Here is a 16,797-nt window from a genome sequence, read left to right on the forward strand (position 1 = left end):
GTCCGCCGCGTGTCCCGTTCAGGGCGGCGTCGCGTTGCATTTATTCGCATTCTTCAACTTTCACATTAAGGTTTGTCATGAAAAAAATATTCCTGCCCCTGCTGCTCTGCCTTCTTCTGCCCTGCGCTGCCTGGGCTGAAACGCTGCCCTCGCTGAACCTGGCCGGTTTGACCGATCTGCTGGCCAAGAACAAGGGCAAGGTGGTGATGCTCAACTTCTTCGCCACCTGGTGCCCGCCCTGCCGGGTGGAAATCCCGGAACTGATCAAGACCAGCAAGGCTTACGCGGACAAGGGCGTGGTGATCATCAGCCTGTCCGTTGACGAGGACGCCGCGCCCGTGCTCCCCTTTGTCAAAAAAATGGGCATGGATTATCCGGTCTATCTGGCCGGACGGGACATCACCCGGGCTTATCAGATCAGCAGCATTCCGCATAACGCATTTTACGCCAAGGACGGCACGCTGGTTCTTTCCGAGCCGGGCATGGCCGACGAAAGCATGCTCAAAATGGTTATCGACAAGCTTTTGAGCCAGAAATAATGGAAAACGACTACCTGACCCGCAAGGCCCATCTGGACGATGTGAAGGCCATGCATGGCCTGTTGCTGGCCTGCGCCCAAAAGGGTCTGCTGTTGCCGCGCGCGCTGATTTATCTGTACGGGCACATCCGCAATTTTTTTGTGGTGGAGGCCCCGGACGGCGAAATCGTGGCCTGTTGCGCCCTGGCACCGGTTTGGGAGGACCTGGGAGAGATCTGTTCCTTGGTGGTGCGCGACGATCTGCGCCGTCAGGGCCTGGGGCGGCGGATGGTCGCGGCCTGCATTGGTGAGTGCCGCGAACTGCATCTGAAAAAGATTTTCGCTCTGACCTATCAGGAAGCGTTTTTTACCCGTTTAGGTTTCAGAGTGGTGGAAAAAAGCGTGCTGCCGCAAAAGATCTGGGCTGATTGCGTACATTGCGCCAAATACCCGGATTGTGATGAAACGGCGGTCTTTCTGGACGTGCCCGGCGCATTGGAAACTGTGTCCGCGCGCCCGGCGGCGGCCGGGGAAAGATAGGGGGAAGCATGGCTGAGACGCTGCGGGTCAAGGAACTTAAATCCGTGTTCACCCCGGAACAGATTGCCGTGCGTGTGCGTGAGCTGGGCGTGGAAATCGACGGCCTGTACGGACAGGAACCCTTGGTGGCCATATGCGTGCTCAAGGGGGGCGTTATCTTTTTCAGTGATTTGGTACGTGCTTTGCATAACCAGAACCTGGAACTGGATTTTGTCCGTCTGTCCAGTTACGGCAAGAGCTCGGCCAGTTCCAAGCATGTGATCTTCAACAAGGATGTGGAAGTGGACATCCGCGGCAAGCACGTGCTGATTGTGGAAGACGTGGTGGACAGCGGCCACAGCATGCGTTTTCTGCTGGACCAGTTTGCCGCCCGCCAGGCGCGCAGCCTGCGTCTGGCCGCTCTGGTGGACAAGCGTGAGCGCCGTCAGGCCGACGTGAAGGTGGATTTTGCCGGTTTCGTATTGAATAAGGGTTTTATTGTCGGCTACGGCCTGGATTACGCCGAACGTTATCGGACGCTGCCCGGCGTCTGTGAGATCATTCCTGAATAGCCTTGTTTCGGCTCCGGCGGCCGGACCGTTTTGTGGAGTATTGGCATGGAAGTAAAGTGTCCGCATTGTACCAGCCGTTTCAATCTGCCTGACAACCTGGCCAAGCCGGGCGTCAAGCTGCGCTGTTCGGTCTGTAAGACCGTATTTCCCTTTGCGCCCGAGCCCGAAGCGGTCTTGCCCGGCGAGGACGAACTGCCGGATATGCAGGAACGGCCGTCCGGCGGCCGCCGCAAGTTCTGGGTGGCCCTGGCGCTCATTCTGCTTTGTCTGGGAGGCGGCGCGTACTGGTATTTCGGCGCGCGGCATCCTGATACGCCGCCCACGGAACAGGAACTGGCCAAAAAGGTCGAGTTGCTGACTATGCGCAATGTGCGCCAGTATTATGTGGATAATGAAAAGGTGAAGGGCAGGGTTTTTGTGATTGAGGGCCGGGTGGTCAATGAGTTTCCGCAACCCAAGGAACTGATCACCGTGGAGGCCGCCATTTACGACAAAAACAAAAAGCCCCTGGCTACCAAGACGCAGCTTGCGGGTACCCAGCTTTCACTTTTTCAGTTGCAGGTGCTCAGTGAGAAGGAGATGGAATCCTTCCTGAACAACAAGGTGGAGATTCTTGCCAACAACACCAATGTGCGGCACGGCGGCGAAGTGCCCTTCATGGTGCTGTTCTATGCGCCGCCCGAGGATGTGGCCGAGTTCGGCGTGAAGATCGTGGACGTGAAGGATGTGCCTGAAGCGGAAAAATAGCCGGGCCGCGCTCAACGTTGTTTCCGGATGTTTATATCCCGGTTGCCGCCCGAGAGGTAGACAACCGGGATATTTTGCGTTCAGGTTTTTTCTGCCGCGCCCGTTACGGATTTTTTGATTCATGCCAGGCGCAGCACGCGCCGGGCGTTTTCGTACATGACCTTGTTGCGGACATCCGCGCTCAGCTCAAAGCCCGCATAGGCGTCCAGCGCGTCGGCCAGCTCCACAAAGGGGTGGGCGCTGGCGAACAGAACCTTGTCGCTGATGAGATCGTTCATGGCCCGCACATAGACATCCACCATGGGCGCGCGCTCGTATTCAGAAATATCCATATATACGTTGGCGTTACGCAGGCAAGTGTAGATGGCCTCGTTGACGAAGGGATAACCGCCGTGGCTCATGATCAGGGTCAGCTCCGGGAAGTCGCGGGCCACCTTATCCACGTCGCGCGGGTCGGCGTATTCCAGAATCGCGCCCGGTACCTGCGGCGGCGGGGCCATGGTGATGAAGGCCGGCACGCCCAGCTCACAGCACTTGCTGTAGAGCGGATAAAAACGCGCCTCGGAGGCGGGCATGCGCGCCAGATAGGGGTCGATGGCGATGCCTTTCATGCCGTAGTCCTTGACCACGTGTTCGATTTCACGCACGGCGGCCATCTTTTTATGCGGGTCAATGCCCCAGAAGCCTATGAATTTCTGCGGATAGGCCCGGCAGAATTCCAGCACGCTCTTGTTATTGGCCGGAAAGCCGTAGGTGGTTTCGCAGTCCCTGCCTGTGATCACGCCCAGCTCCACGCCCAGGCGGTCGAGGTCCGCCACAATATCGGGAAGGGGCTGGGCCTTGCGGGAGTCAAAGCCGATGGCCTTGCAGGCCGCCTTGAACATAGCGCTGTTTTTGATGCCGTTGATGATTTCAGGCGTGTTGGGCCGGAAGCGGAAATCAATGATTTTCATACTACAGTCTCCTGAGCCGTTTTATTTATGATTTTAAAAGCGGTTCCGGGGCGGCCCGGATACACCTTGCTCACTTGCCGCCCACAAGACAGAGCGGTACCTGCGGGAAGTAGGTGCAAAGCAGCAGAACCAGCAGCATCAGGCCGATCATGGGCAGGGCCATGCCGGCGATTTTTTCCAGTTTGGCTTTGGCCACGCCGCTGGCCACAAAAAGGTTCACGCCCACCGGCGGGGTGACAAAGCCGATGGCCAGGTTGATCACAATGATCACGCCGAAATGCAGGGGAGACACGCCCACGCCCGTGACCACCGGCAGAAGAATAGGCGTAAGGATCACGATGGCGGCCAGGGCTTCCATGAAGGTGCCCACGATGAGCAACAGCACGTTGATGAGCAGCAGGATGACGATCTTGCTTTCCGTGAAGCTCAGGATGGCGCGGGCGATGGTGCCGGGCACGTCCTCGAGGGTCATGATGTTGCCGAACAGCGTGGCCATGGCCATGAGCACGATGATGACGGAGGAGGTTTCGCAGGCTTCCTCACAGGCGCGGGCCACGGCCCGGCAGTTCATTTCGCGGTAGAGAAACACGCCCACGATGAGCCCGTAAAACGCCGCGATGGCCGCCGCCTCGGTGGGCGTCATAACGCCGCCGTAAATACCGCCCAGCACGATAACCGGCACCATCAGCGCCCACTTTGCCTCCCAGGCGGCCCTGCTCAAGGTGTCCACGGTGCGTTTCTTCTGTTCCCCCCGCCAGCCGCGCCTGCGGGAATAGAAAAAGCAGTAGCCCATGAGCACCAGGCCGGTGAGGACGCCGGGCACAATGCCGCTCATAAACAGATCACCGATGGAAACCTGGGCCGAAACGCCATAGACCACAAAGGGATTGCTGGGCGGGATCATCACTCCCACGCAACCGGCGGCGGCCACCAGGGCGGCGGCGAAAAACTTGTCGTAGCCGCGTTCCACCATGGCCGGAATGGTCAGCGCGCCGATGGCCGCCACCGTGGCCGGTCCAGAGCCGCTGATGGCCCCGAAAAACATGCAGGTCACAATGGCCGTGAGGCCCATGCCGCCGTACAGGCCCCCCACAATTTCGTCGGCCAGTTTGAGCAGGCGGCGGGAAAGGCCGCCCGCGCCCATGAATACCCCGGCCGCGATGAAGAAGGGGATGGCCATGATCGGGAAGCTGTCGATGGAAGTGAAGGCCACTTGAGCCATATACTCAATGGGCAGGGTGTCGGCGCTGATAATGGTGGCTAGGGTGGACAGGCCCAGGGAAATGGCGATGGGCACGCCGATGACGCAGAGCAGCACGAAATAGCCGAACAGCGCGTGCAGGGGTTCGATATAGTCGCAGATGAAACAGGGCGCGATGACGGCCCCCGTCAGGGCGAAGCCGATCAGGGAATCCGAGAGGCCGCAAAGCCGGACCTGCTTATACAGGGATTCCAGCAGGCGCAGGCACATCAGGCCGAAGCCCAGAGGCAGAATCAGGTAAGGAACGAGATAGGGAATGCCCAGGGCCGTGGTATGCTGCGGAAATTCCAGCAGCCTCTCAATCTGACCCCAGCCGTACCAAGCGATGACGGAGGTAAGGCAGAGAAAAAGGCTTTCCACCACAATCCAACTAATTTGCTGGAGACGTGGGGGCAGATGGTCATAGAGCATGTCCACGCGGATGGACGAACGTTTACGGATGGCCACGGAAACGGCCAGATAGGAAATCCAGATAAAGATGTACCGTGAAAGTTCCTCGGTCCAGACGGCGGCTCCGGCCCGGTCGATAAATTTTGTAATAATATAGCGGTAGATGACCTGCCAGGTGATAAAAAATATGATGCTCAGCAGGCCCGTCACCATGAAAATGCTTTCAAAATTCTGATCCAGCCAGTGGAGCGGCCTCTTTTTCCCGTCAATGGCGTCCATGTATTTCCCCGTGGGTAGCTGCGAGACCTCTTGCCAAAGCGGGCCGAAAGCGTGCTTCCGGCCCGGACCTCAATAACAGCTCCTAGTTCTGGGTCTCGGCAATCAAAGCCAGCAATTCCGCCGGGATTTCCTTGGAGAACTGGTCCCGCACAGGCTGGGTCTTCTGCTTCAGCTCCGCGCGTTGCTCGGGCGTCAGCCTGGTAATGGTGATGCCCTTGTCGCGGAAAGCCTGCCAGGCCTTTTCCTCGAGCCTGACGCTTTCGGCACGCTGCCAGATCAGGGCTTCGTGCGCTGCCTCGGTGATGATCTTCTGCTGTTCCGGCTTCAGGCTGTCCCACTTTTTCTTGTTCATCAGCAGCATGTGCATGGAATAATTGTGCTGCGAATCCATGGCGTGCTTGAGCACTTCGCTGTGCTTGGCGTCATTGAGCAGGGAAAAAGTGTTGCCCTCGGCGTCCACGGTGCCCTGTTGCAGGGCCGTATAGGTTTCTCCCCAGGCCACGGGCGCGGGGTTCATGCCCAGCTCTGTGGCCACGGCCACCTCCACCGGAGAGTCGGTGGTGCGGACCTTGAGGTTCATAAGATCTTTGACCTCATTGAGGGGATGCTTGGTCGAAACGAAGTTGCGGTAGCCGTATTCGCTGAACATGATGGTTTTCAGGCCCACGCTCGCGGCTACCTTGTCCAGGGCTTTGCCCAGTTCGCCCTCGTCAAGGGCCTTGTAGAGTTTTGCCTGGTTTTTGGGGTCTGTGACGTAGGGCAAATCAATGGCCATGTAGGCCTTGGAGAAGCTGGCCAGATTGGGCGTGGAGCTGGAGGACATGTCCAGGGTGCCCGCCTGGGCCGCTTCAGTGGTCACGCGGTCGCTACCCAGCTGACAGTTGCCGAAAATCTGGATGCGTATTTTGCGGTCGCTCTTTTTTTCCACCAGTTCCTTGAATTTTTCATATCCCACGGTCACGTTGTTGCCCGGAGCCATGGGATGTCCGAGACGCAAGGTAAGAGGTTTTTCCGCACGGGCCTCAGGCGCGAAGACGGCCAGAGACATGCAGGTCACGGCCGTACACGCCGCCAGCAAAAATACGTTACGCATCGTCATCCTCTCTTGGGTTGGAAAGTGGCGAAACACAAACCCCCTGATGCGGCCAACCGTTGGCCATCTCTTTGTGATTTTTTTGTTTTGCACGATGCGTGCCAGCTCGGAATACTCTGCGATTGAATTATAATTATTCTTTTCAGTTAGTTATATTATGCAATAAGTATCGAAGCGAGGCCATGCGCCGTTGATGTCGCAATTGTGCGACATTTTCGGCGGTTGCAGATTAAGGACTTGGCCGCTGTTTGTGAAAAGAGATCCATATAGGCCTGACAGGCCTTGGAAAGGGAAAGTCGCGAGCCGTTCCACGAAGCTGTCGCAGATTTGCGTCGCAAGTTTTCGGCTGTTTTTTGGAATTCATTCCTGAATGATGCAAATTTGCGCCTTTTTTCGGAGAACAGCCGACCAGCGAAAACAGAGAAAGGTAAATTTTCTTTATTTTTTATATATATCAGTATGTTAAAAATATGGCATGCCCCATGCAGAGGGCGGAGGGAATGAGAACTACCGCCTGTTCATGGCGTTCCCCACGCCCCACACATATTATCAGGAGTTGGATGATGAGCATGACCACCTGCGAATGCCGGTCCCCCCAGGAACAGCGTCTCTATGATCGGATCGAGGGCAAAGAGGACAAATTCCGCAAAACGCACGCCCGCGTTTTCAAACTGCTGGAACGCTTCGACGGGCAGAAGCCGCGTATCGATATTGAACGCGCCCTGTACTTCACCCAATCCATGAAGGAAACCGAAGGCCAGCCCCTGGTGCTGCGTTGGGCCAAGGCACTCATGCACATCGCCGAAAATATTTCGGTCTGTGTGCAGGAAGATCAGCTTCTGCTGGGCCGTGCCGGTTGCGACGGCCGCTACGGCATTCTCTATCCCGAACTGGACGGCGACTTTCTGGACATCGCCGTGCGCGAGCTGCCCACCCGCCGGACTTCCCCGGCCACTATCACGCCCGAGGACGCCAAGCGCGTCATTGAGGAAATTGCGCCGTACTGGAAGGGCAAGACCTATCATGAGGACCTTAATGCCGCCCTGCCGCCCGAAGTGCACAAGCTGACCTACGACGATCCCGAAGGCCTGATTTCCCGTTTTATCGTCAATGAGACCTCGTCCTTCCGTTCTTCCATCCAGTGGGTGCACGACTATGCCAAGATCCTGAAGCGCGGCTTCAACGGCATCAAGAAGGAAGCCCAAGAGAAGCTGGCCGCCCTGGATCCCATGAGCGCCAGGGACGACCGCGAAAAGCGTCCCTTCCTGGAGGCCGTGGTCATCGTTTGCGACGCCATAGTGCTCTGGGCCAAACGTCATGCCGTACTGGCCCGCGAACTGGCCGAAAAGGAGCGGGACCCCACGCGCAAGGCCGAGCTGCTGCGCATGGCCGACAATGCCGAGCGCGTGCCCGGCGAGCCGGCCCGCGACTTCTGGGAGGCCTGCCAGAGCCAGTGGTTCACCCAGATGTTCTCCCGCATTGAGCAGAAAACCGGCACCACCATTTCCAACGGCCGCATGGACCAGTATCTCTACCCGTATTACAAGCAGGATCGCGCGGCCGGTACAATCACCGACAAGCAGGCCATGGAGCTGCTGGAATGCATGTGGGTGGGCATGGCCGAGTTTATCGACATGTACATTTCCCCCACCGGCGGAGCCTTCAATGAAGGATATGCCCACTGGGAAGCCGTGACCGTGGGCGGCCAGACTCCGGACGGCCGCGACGCCAGCAACGAGCTGACCTATCTGATCCTCAAGTCCAAGCGCGAATTTCCGCTGCATTATCCGGATCTGGCTGCGCGCATCCATTCCCGCGCGCCGGAACGCTACCTTTGGGATGTGGCCGAAACCATCAAGGACGGCTCCGGCTTCCCCAAGCTGATCAACGACGAGGAAGTGGTGCCCCTGTATGTCTCCAAGGGCGCGACCTTCGAGGAGGCCTTGGACTATGCCGTGTCCGGCTGCACCGAGGCCCGCATGCCCAACCGCGACACCTATACCTCCGGCGGCGCGTACATCAATTTCGCCGCGGCTGTGGAGATGGCGTTGCGCAACGGCCGGATGAAGAAATACGGCGACCGGGTGCTGGGCGTGGAAACCGGTGACCCGCGTTCATTCAAGACTTGGGAGGAATTCTGGAACGCCTATGTGCAGCAGCACATGCTCTTTCTGAAGACGGCCTTTACCCAGCAGTATATCATCAACAAACTGCGCGCCCGGCATTTTGCCCAGCCCATGGGTTCGGCCATGCATGATTTGTGTATGAAGCACTGCATGGATTTGCATCAGGAGCAGATCCCCGAGGGCATCAATCTGGGATACTTTGAATACATGGGCCTGGGCACGGTGGTGGATTCCCTGGCGGCAGTGAAGAAACTGGTCTTTGAGGAAAAGAAACTGAGCATGGACAAGCTCCTCGAAGCACTCGACGCCAATTTTGAGGGCTATGACGACGTGCGCGCCCTGCTGCGCTCCGCCCCCTGCTACGGCAACAATGACGAATACGCCGACGCCATCGGCCGCGACATTGACAGGATCTCCGTGGAATACGCGGGAAAATACGGCATGCGGGATCTGGGCATGCACAACGACGTGCGTTATGTGCCCTTCACCTCCCACGTGCCCTTCGGCAAGGTGGTTTCCGCCACGCCCAACGGACGCACCGACGGTTTTCCGCTTTCCGACGGCACCTCGGCCTCGCACGGCGCGGATGTCAACGGTCCCACGGCCGTGCTGCTTTCCAACTACAACACCAAGAATATGGGCATGCGCGACCGCGCGGCCCGCATGCTGAACATCAAGTTCACGCCCAAGTGCCTGGAAGGCGAGCAGGGCACGGAAAAACTGGTCTCTTTCATCCGCACCTTCTGCGACCTCAAGCTCTGGCATGTGCAGTTCAACGTGCTCAACCGCGAGACGCTTCTGGCCGCCCAGAAGGACCCGCAGAAGTACCGTAACCTTATTGTGCGTATCGCCGGTTACAGCGCGTATTTTGTGGATCTTTCCCCGGATCTGCAGAATGACCTCATCGCCCGGACGGAACACGACGCCATGTAAACGCCGTGGTTGCGCGCGGGGAGGGGCGGACCTCTTTCCGGCTCTCCCCGCGCCCTTTATTCTCCCCCATAGCCCCAAGGACAGGCGGTATGTGTCTGGAAGACGACGAACAACGGGATCTCGAACAGCAAGGCTTTGTTTTCAATATCCAGAAATATTCGGTGCATGACGGGCCGGGCATCAGAACCATTGTATTTCTTAAGGGCTGCGCGTTATCCTGTCGCTGGTGCAGCAATCCCGAGTCACAGCATACGCGCCCCGAGCTGGCCTACAATGCCGGGCGCTGTCTGGAGCTGGACAAGTGCGGCCACTGCCTCATGGCCTGCGAACGCGGTGCCGTCAGCCGGGGCGGGGACGGCAAGCCCCGTATCGACCGCTCGCTCTGCGCGGATTGCGCCACGTCCGGGGCCATGCCCTGCGCGGAAGCCTGTCCGGCCCAGGGCCTGCTGGTCTACGGCAAAAAGCGCAACGTGGATGATGTGCTGTCTTCCGTGGAGCAGGACGCGGCCTTTTATTCCCGCTCCGGCGGCGGTATGACCCTGTCCGGCGGCGAACCGCTGTTGCAGGCGGATTTTGCCCTGGCCCTGCTGCGTCAGGCGCGTGTCCGGCGGCTCAAGACAGCCGTGGAAACCTGCGGCATGGTGCCCGCGGCCACGGTCCGGGCTGCGGCCCCCTACCTGAACTTTGCCCTGTTCGACATCAAGCAGATGGACAGTGCCGTGCACGAGGCTCAGACCGGCCTGCCCAATGCGCACATTCTGGAGAACTTCCGCATCCTGGCCGAGGAATTCCCGGATCTGCCCATTCTGGCGCGCACCCCGATTATTCCCGGCTTCAACGACAGCGAAGAGGCCGTTGCCGCCATTGCCGCCTTTCTGAAACCCTATGCGCGGGTCAACTACGAAATGCTGCCGTACCACCGCCTGGGCACCCAGAAATATCATTTTCTGGGCCGCCGTCCGCCCATGGGCGACGTGACGCTGGGCAAGAATGTCATGCCCCGGCTACAGCGCGCGGCGCTGGACATTCTGGGCGCGAGAGTGCAGATTCCACGCTGACGCCTCTTTCAACCCGGATGATGCCCATGGCCGGACGTTCCCCGGAAGTCCTTTCCAGATATGTCGAACGCATTCTTGACGCCCTGCCCGACGGGGTGTTCATTTCCGACGCCTCGGGCACTGCCCTGCACATTAACCGCATGTACGAACAGTTGACCGGCCTGAAGCAGGAAAGCGTGCAGGGCAGGAATGTGCGCGCTCTGATGGAGGAGGGGATCTTTGATCATATCCTCAATCCGGAGATCGTGCGCACGGGCAAGCCCGCCACCCACGTGCAGCAGCTTAAGAACGGCAAAAAGCTGGTGCTCTCCGGCTTTCCGGTTTTTGACGAGGCCGGGGGCATCCGTCTGGTGGTCACCTTCGCGCGCGACATCACCCTGCTGGCGAATCTGCAGGAACAGGTTGCAGGGCAATGCCGCCTCATTGATCAGATCAACGACCAGCTGGCCCATATGGCCCACGAAAGCAGGCCGCAGGAACCTGTCTTCGCCAGCCCGGCCATGGCCGAGGTTCTTTCCCTGCTGCGGCGTTTCGCGGCCACGGACGCCACGGTGCTGATTCTGGGCGAGACCGGCGCGGGCAAGGACGTCTTCGCCCGCCTGACCCACAGGCTGAGCGGACGCAAGGACAAAATCATGCTCAAGGTGGACTGTGGCGGCATTTCCGAAACCCTGACCGAATCCGAGCTCTTCGGCTATCTGCCCGGCGCGTTTACCGGAGCTTCCAGCAAGGGCAAGGCGGGCTATTTTGAAATCGCCGACGGCAGCACCATTTTTCTGGACGAGGTGGGCGAACTGCCCCTGTCCATGCAGACCCGCCTGCTGCGCGTTCTTCAGGACGGGGAGATCATGCGGGTGGGCTCGTCCAGCCCGCGCAGGGTGGACGTACGGGTCATCGCGGCCACCAACCGCAACCTGGCCGAAAGCGTGGAGGCCGGTACTTTTCGCCGCGATCTCTATTATCGGCTCAATGTCGCGACGGTACGCATTCCGCCTCTGCGCGAGCGGCCGGAAGACGTGCGTCCCCTGGCCGAGCATTTTCTGCACCAATACACGGTCAAATACCACAAGGCCCTGGCCTTTATGGGTGTGACCCTGGACATGATGAGCTCCTATGCCTGGCCCGGCAATGTGCGCGAGCTTCAGAACCTGGTTCACAGCCTGGTAATCACGCTCAACGGCCCGCTGATCTCGCCCAGGGACCTGCCCGCGCAGATTTCAGGCGTGAGCCGCGACGTCTCCTGTTATTCCGAGGAAATCCTGGCCGCCCGGCGGCCGCTGAAGGAAATCATGGCCGAAATGGAGCGGGATTTTCTGCTCAAGGCCATTGAGGCGCACGGCTCGGTACAGAAAGTGGCGGAGCTCTTCCAGGTCAACCGCAGCACCATCTTCCGCAAACTCCAGAGCGGGCGGCAGGCCTGAGCCGTTCCTGTTTGCCGTTCGGCCCTTCCTTGCATCGCCGCCTTGCGCCTTGCCTTCTTTTTCCGTAGGTTTCGGGCATGGCGAAAACGCGTGAAGTCTATATCTGTTCGGTGTGCGGGGCCCAGACCCTGCAATGGCGCGGCCAGTGCCCCAATTGCCACGAGTGGAACACCCTTGAGGCCTCGGCCCAGGCCCGCCCGGCGGCGGGCCGTCGGTCCTCCGGTCTGGGCGGCGCCGCGGGCGTTCGGGCCGACCGGCCTGTACCCCTGCGCGATGTGGCCGATGCCGGGCATACGCCCTACGGCAGCGGTCTTAAGGCCCTGGACCGCGTGCTGGGCAAGGGCCTGGTGCCGGGCGCGGCCATTCTGGTAGGCGGTGAGCCGGGCATCGGCAAATCCACCCTGCTCTTGCAGGTGGCCGGGCTGGTGGCGGCCCAGGGCAAAGCGGTGCTCTACGCCAGCGGCGAGGAATCTCTGCCGCAGATCAAGGCCAGGGGCGAGCGGCTCCGGATGCTGGACCCCCATCTTCTGGCTCTGGCCACCTCCAAGGTTGAGGACGTGCTGGACGCCCTCAACGGCGTCGGCGGTTCCAGACCCCCGGCCCTGGTGATCGTGGACTCGGTACAGACCGTGACCAGTCTGGAGGCCGAAGGCCTGCCGGGCAATGTCAGCCAGGTGCGCGCCGTGGCCACGGCCTTGCTGGAGGCCTGCCGCCGCGTGGGCTGCACCCTGATCCTGGTGGGCCATGTGACCAAGGACGGCGTCCTGGCCGGGCCCCGTCTGCTGGAACACATGGTGGACACGGTCATCTCCCTGGAGGGGGACCGCCGCCAGATGTTCCGTCTGTTGCGCGTGTTCAAGAACCGTTTCGGCCCCAATGAGGAATTGCTGGTCTTTCGCATGGGCGAGCGCGGCATGCAGGTGGTGGACGACCCCTCCACCTTTTTTCTGGGCGCGCGCGACGCCTCCCTGTCCGGCACGGCCGTGGTCATGGCTGTGGACGGACAGCGCCCCTTGGCCGTGGAAGTCCAGGCTCTGGTGGCGCGCACGTTTCTGAGCATTCCGCGCCGCGCGGCGCTGGGCTTTGACGCCAACCGCCTGCATCTGCTCCTGGCCGTGCTGGAGAAACGGCTCAAACTCAATTTCGGCCAAGTAGATATTTACGCCAAGGTGGGCGGCGGCATGCGCCTGCAGGAGCCCGGCCTGGATCTGGCTCTGGTGGCCGCCGTGCTGTCCTCCTATTATGATGTGCCCCTGCCGGAAAAATGCGTGCTCTGGGGCGAAGTGGACCTCAACGGCCAGGTGCGGCCCGTGGCCGCGCAGGAATTGCGCCTTTCCCAGGCCCGGCGGCTGGGTTTCGAGCCTATCGTCTATCCGGACGGCGGCCAGGGCGGCGGCATCGCCACCATCGCGGCCTTGCAGCAGCGCCTGTTCCATCGTCAATGAGCGGCCAGCGGAGGAAGAGAAGCATGCCTTTGGAAGTGGAACGCAAATATCTGCACGTGGATTTCGCCGCCTTGCGCCGGACGTTGTACGATCTGGGCGCGCGCACTTCGGGCGCGCATTTTGAAAGTAACTGGGTTTTTGACACACCCGACATCCAACTGTTTGAAAGCCGCCGCCTGTTGCGCCTGCGCTCGCAGGAATGGCCGGACGCCGTGCGCCATGTGCTGACCCTCAAGCTGCCCGCGTCGCAGAGCGGTCACTTCAAGGTGCGCGAGGAACGCGAACTGGAAGTGGCCGACGGCGCGGCCATGCGCGCCGTGCTGGAAGGCCTGGGCTACGCCGTGGGCGCGTGTTATGAGAAAATCCGCGAGCCGTGGCGTCTGGAGGATGTGGAAGTGGAATTGGACGTGCTGCCCTTCGCTGAAGTGGTGGAGTTGGAGGGCGAGGCCGCGCATATTGAGCGGGCCGCGACGCGTCTGGGCCTTGACAAGGCCGAAATAAGCACCAAAAGTTATCATCAGCTGCATCAGGATTGGCGTCGCCTGCACAACCTGCCGCCGGATTTTTCCTTTGTGTTCGACGCGGAGCGACGGAGCGACTGGCGGCGGAAGCTGGGCCTTGCGGGCAATGAACCGCACGGCGGCGACCGGCCCAACGCATCCAAAGCCTGAACTGTTTTCGGGGGATTACTCCATGCCGCTATACAATCAGGGCGAAGCCGACGGTGAAAGCCGGACCATTGTCGTAAAAAAGCTCAAGGAGCCGGACCGCTACCGCGTCCTGCTGCATAATGACGATTATACCAGCATGGACTTTGTGATCAATATCCTCTGCGGCGTGTTCCACAAGCCCTTGGAAGAAGCCACGGCCATTATGCTGGCCGTGCACCAGCAGGGAGTGGGGCAGTGCGGCATTTATACCCGCGAAGTGGCTGAAGCCAAGGTCAGCCGCGTCCACCGCGAGGCGCACGGAGCGGGCTTCCCCCTCAGATGCACCATGGAAAAAATTCATTGATCGTCCTTGCCGCCAGCGCGGCAACGGCGCGGCGGACCGCCGTAGTTTGGACACGGCATGTGGCCGGGCCGCCGGAACAGCTCCCCGCAGTCGACTTCGGCTGTGGCGGGAGGGAGAAAATATGCTGAGTAAAAGCGTGCAAAGCGTCCTGAGGGACGCCCTTATGGAAGTGCAGCGGCGCAGGCATGATCTGCTGACAGTGGAACATGTGCTCTACGCCCTGACCAACAGCATGAAAGGCCGGATTATTCTGGAGGGCAGCGGGGCCAGCGTGGCCGTGCTGCGCGAGCAGTTGGAAGGTTTTTTCCGTACGGAACTGGAAGTGGTGGACCAGCCCGGCAAGTATGAAGTCACCCAGACCGACGGCGTGCAGCGCGTGCTGGAACGCGCGCTCAACCATATCCGTTCTGCGGGCCGCGATACAGTGGAGCTGGGCGACCTGCTGATCGCCATCATGGACGAAGATGAGAGCTACGCGCTCTTCTTCCTGCGCAAGCAGGGGGTGGAGCGCCTGGACGTGCTGACCTTCATTTCGCACGGCCTGGACGAAGGCGGCGGCTCGCGCGGCGTGGAGGAAAAAGAAACGGACGGCGCGTCCGGCGATGCCCGCGCGGCCAAGGGCGATCCTTTGGCCCAGTATACCGTGGACCTCACGGCCCGCGCCAGGGAAGGCAAGATTGACCCCTTGGTGGGCCGGGAGCAGGAACTGGACCGCGCCATTGAGGTGCTTTGCCGCCGCCGCAAGAACAATCCGCTTTTTGTGGGCGATCCGGGCGTGGGCAAAACCGCTCTGGCCGAAGGTCTGGCCCTGCGCATCGCCGAGGGCCGGGTGCCGGAGATGTTTGCCGATACCCGGCTGTTTGCCCTGGACATGGGCCTGGTGCTGGCCGGAACCCGCTACCGCGGTGATTTCGAAGGCCGCCTCAAGGCCATAGTGCAGGCCCTCAAGGCCATGCCCGAGGCCATTCTGTTTATCGACGAAATCCATACTATCGTGGGGGCTGGTTCCACGTCCGGCGGCTCCATGGATGCCTCCAATCTGCTGAAACCGGCGCTTGCCGGCGGTGAGATCCGCTGCATCGGCTCCACTACCTATGAAGAGTTTCGCAACCATCTGGAAAAGGACCGTGCCCTGGCCCGGCGTTTTCAGCGCATAGATCTGCATGAGCCGGACGTCACGGATTGTCTGGCTATCCTGCAAGGCCTGGAAGGCCGCTATGCGGAACACCATCGGGTGCGTTACAGCCCTTCTGTTCTTAAAGCTATGGTTGAGCTTTCCGCTCGCCACGTGCGGGACCGCCTGCTGCCGGACAAAGCCATTGACGTAATGGATGAAACCGGGGCTGCCGTGCGCCTGCGGCAGGGCGCTCTTCCCGACGCCCCCCAGGGCAGGGAAACGCGCCCGGCCGTGAGCATGGCCGATGTGGAGCGGGTGGTGGCCCGCATGGCGGGTATTCCATTGCGCACGGTCTCCGGGCGGGAACGCGCGCGCCTGGCGAATCTCGAACGGGACCTGAAGCATCTGGTCTTCGGCCAGGGCGAAGCCATTGAGCTCACTGTGCGGGCCATTCTGCGCGCCCGCGCCGGTCTTGGGCAGGAACAGCGCCCGGCCGGAGCCTTTTTGTTCTACGGGCCCACGGGCGTGGGCAAAACCGAGGTGGCCCGCAGTCTTGCCAAGCTCATGGGCGTGGAGTTTCTGCGTTACGACATGAGCGAATACATGGAAAAGCATTCCGTGTCCCGGCTGATCGGCTCGCCTCCCGGCTATGTGGGTTTTGATCAGGGCGGCCTGCTGACCGAAGCGGTACGTAAGGCTCCGTATTCCGTGGTGTTGTTGGACGAGGTGGAAAAGGCCCATCCGGACATCTTTAATGTACTGCTTCAAGTTATGGACTATGCGACCCTCACGGACAATACGGGCCGCAAGACCGACTTTTCGCATGTCATTCTGATCATGACCTCCAATGCCGGGGCCTTTGAGATGTCGCGTTCGGCCATCGGCTTCGGACAGGCCGCGCCCGAGGATGCGGCCCGCAAGGGCCTCAAGGCCGTGGAAAACCTGTTCACGCCCGAGTTCCGCAACCGCCTGGACGCACTGGTGCCTTTCCACAGCCTGTCTCAGGAAATGATGCTGCGCATTGTGGACAAGTTCCTGGCCGAAATCCGCGTCACCCTGACCCCGCGCAAGGTCAATCTCAGCGTGACGGACAAGGCCCGGCAGTGGCTGGCCCTCAAGGGCTTTGATCCGGCCATGGGCGCGCGGCCTCTGCGCCGCCTGCTGCGCAACGAGCTGGAGGACCGCCTGGCCCACGAGCTGCTGTTCGGAACTCTGAAAAAGGGCGGCAGTGCCCGGCTGACGCTCAAGGACGACGCCCTGTCCCTTGTCACTTCGGCCTCGTCGCCCGCCGCGCGTCCCACGCGCGCCGGAGCCAGGGCCGCGCGCGCGCCGGTGGAGGCCTGAACGGGAGC

Annotated in this window: 14 protein-coding genes; 11 read left to right on the plus strand and 3 right to left on the minus strand. The window is 60.6% G+C overall.

Annotation, left to right across the window (positions count from 1 at the left end; genetic code table 11):
* The first annotated feature begins 77 nt into the window (after nucleotides 1-77).
* From HMPREF0326_RS09195 to HMPREF0326_RS09210, 4 genes are read left to right on the plus strand one after another with little or no spacing between them, the layout of a single operon-like run.
* Nucleotides 78-539, plus strand: coding sequence for a TlpA family protein disulfide reductase (locus HMPREF0326_RS09195; RefSeq protein WP_008684347.1), 462 nt, complete (start codon nucleotides 78-80; stop codon nucleotides 537-539).
* Complete coding sequence (locus tag HMPREF0326_RS09200; protein ID WP_008684346.1) at nucleotides 539-1,057, plus strand: N-acetyltransferase; 519 nt, start codon at nucleotides 539-541, stop codon at nucleotides 1,055-1,057. Before HMPREF0326_RS09195 ends, HMPREF0326_RS09200 begins: the two co-directional genes overlap by 1 nt.
* Nucleotides 1,058-1,065: 8 nt before the next feature.
* Nucleotides 1,066-1,608, plus strand: coding sequence for a hypoxanthine phosphoribosyltransferase (gene hpt, locus HMPREF0326_RS09205; RefSeq protein ID WP_008684345.1), 543 nt, complete (start codon nucleotides 1,066-1,068; stop codon nucleotides 1,606-1,608).
* A 45-nt stretch (nucleotides 1,609-1,653) separates the two neighbouring features.
* A complete protein-coding gene (locus HMPREF0326_RS09210; RefSeq protein WP_009301700.1) occupies nucleotides 1,654-2,355 on the plus strand; it encodes a zinc-ribbon and DUF3426 domain-containing protein in 702 nt (233 codons plus the stop codon).
* Nucleotides 2,356-2,474: 119 nt separating this feature from the next.
* Here the strand turns inward: HMPREF0326_RS09210 and HMPREF0326_RS09215 are convergent, their stop codons facing one another.
* The 3 genes from HMPREF0326_RS09215 to HMPREF0326_RS09225 all read right to left on the minus strand — a co-directional run bounded on the left by HMPREF0326_RS09215 (nucleotide 2,475) and on the right by HMPREF0326_RS09225 (nucleotide 6,331).
* Entirely contained in the window at nucleotides 2,475-3,308 is an 834-nt protein-coding gene (locus HMPREF0326_RS09215) for an amidohydrolase family protein (RefSeq protein WP_008684343.1), read from the minus strand.
* Nucleotides 3,309-3,378: 70 nt separating this feature from the next.
* Nucleotides 3,379-5,238: a TRAP transporter large permease gene (locus tag HMPREF0326_RS09220; RefSeq protein WP_008684342.1), complete on the minus strand. Its 1,860-nt coding sequence runs from the start codon at nucleotides 5,236-5,238 to the stop codon at nucleotides 3,379-3,381.
* An 82-nt stretch (nucleotides 5,239-5,320) separates the two neighbouring features.
* Nucleotides 5,321-6,331, minus strand: coding sequence for a TRAP transporter substrate-binding protein (locus HMPREF0326_RS09225; protein WP_008684340.1), 1,011 nt, complete (start codon nucleotides 6,329-6,331; stop codon nucleotides 5,321-5,323).
* 563 nt (nucleotides 6,332-6,894) lie between these two features.
* Here HMPREF0326_RS09225 and hpsG point away from each other — a divergent pair.
* From hpsG to clpA, 7 genes are all read left to right on the plus strand, one after another.
* Complete coding sequence (gene hpsG / locus HMPREF0326_RS09230; protein ID WP_008684339.1) at nucleotides 6,895-9,390, plus strand: (2S)-3-sulfopropanediol dehydratase; 2,496 nt, start codon at nucleotides 6,895-6,897, stop codon at nucleotides 9,388-9,390.
* Between the two features lie 89 nt (nucleotides 9,391-9,479).
* Nucleotides 9,480-10,448 carry a (2S)-3-sulfopropanediol dehydratase activating enzyme gene (gene hpsH, locus HMPREF0326_RS09235; RefSeq protein WP_008684338.1) on the plus strand — a complete coding sequence of 323 codons (969 nt, stop codon included), beginning with the start codon at nucleotides 9,480-9,482 and terminating at the stop codon, nucleotides 10,446-10,448.
* A 26-nt stretch (nucleotides 10,449-10,474) separates the two neighbouring features.
* Entirely contained in the window at nucleotides 10,475-11,869 is a 1,395-nt protein-coding gene (locus HMPREF0326_RS09240) for a sigma-54 interaction domain-containing protein (RefSeq protein ID WP_020990468.1), read from the plus strand.
* A 77-nt stretch (nucleotides 11,870-11,946) separates the two neighbouring features.
* Nucleotides 11,947-13,314, plus strand: coding sequence for a DNA repair protein RadA (gene radA, locus HMPREF0326_RS09245; RefSeq protein WP_008684336.1), 1,368 nt, complete (start codon nucleotides 11,947-11,949; stop codon nucleotides 13,312-13,314).
* A gap of 23 nt (nucleotides 13,315-13,337) precedes the next feature.
* Nucleotides 13,338-13,985 carry a class IV adenylate cyclase gene (locus HMPREF0326_RS09250; RefSeq protein WP_008684335.1) on the plus strand — a complete coding sequence of 216 codons (648 nt, stop codon included), beginning with the start codon at nucleotides 13,338-13,340 and terminating at the stop codon, nucleotides 13,983-13,985.
* Nucleotides 13,986-14,007: 22 nt separating this feature from the next.
* Nucleotides 14,008-14,328 carry an ATP-dependent Clp protease adaptor ClpS gene (locus HMPREF0326_RS09255; RefSeq protein ID WP_008684334.1) on the plus strand — a complete coding sequence of 107 codons (321 nt, stop codon included), beginning with the start codon at nucleotides 14,008-14,010 and terminating at the stop codon, nucleotides 14,326-14,328.
* Between the two features lie 121 nt (nucleotides 14,329-14,449).
* Nucleotides 14,450-16,789: an ATP-dependent Clp protease ATP-binding subunit ClpA gene (gene clpA, locus HMPREF0326_RS09260; RefSeq protein WP_009301695.1), complete on the plus strand. Its 2,340-nt coding sequence runs from the start codon at nucleotides 14,450-14,452 to the stop codon at nucleotides 16,787-16,789.
* Nucleotides 16,790-16,797: the final 8 nt, after the last annotated feature.

Source organism: Desulfovibrio sp. 3_1_syn3, assembly GCF_000145315.2.
GTDB classification, from domain to species: domain Bacteria; phylum Desulfobacterota; class Desulfovibrionia; order Desulfovibrionales; family Desulfovibrionaceae; genus Desulfovibrio; species Desulfovibrio fairfieldensis.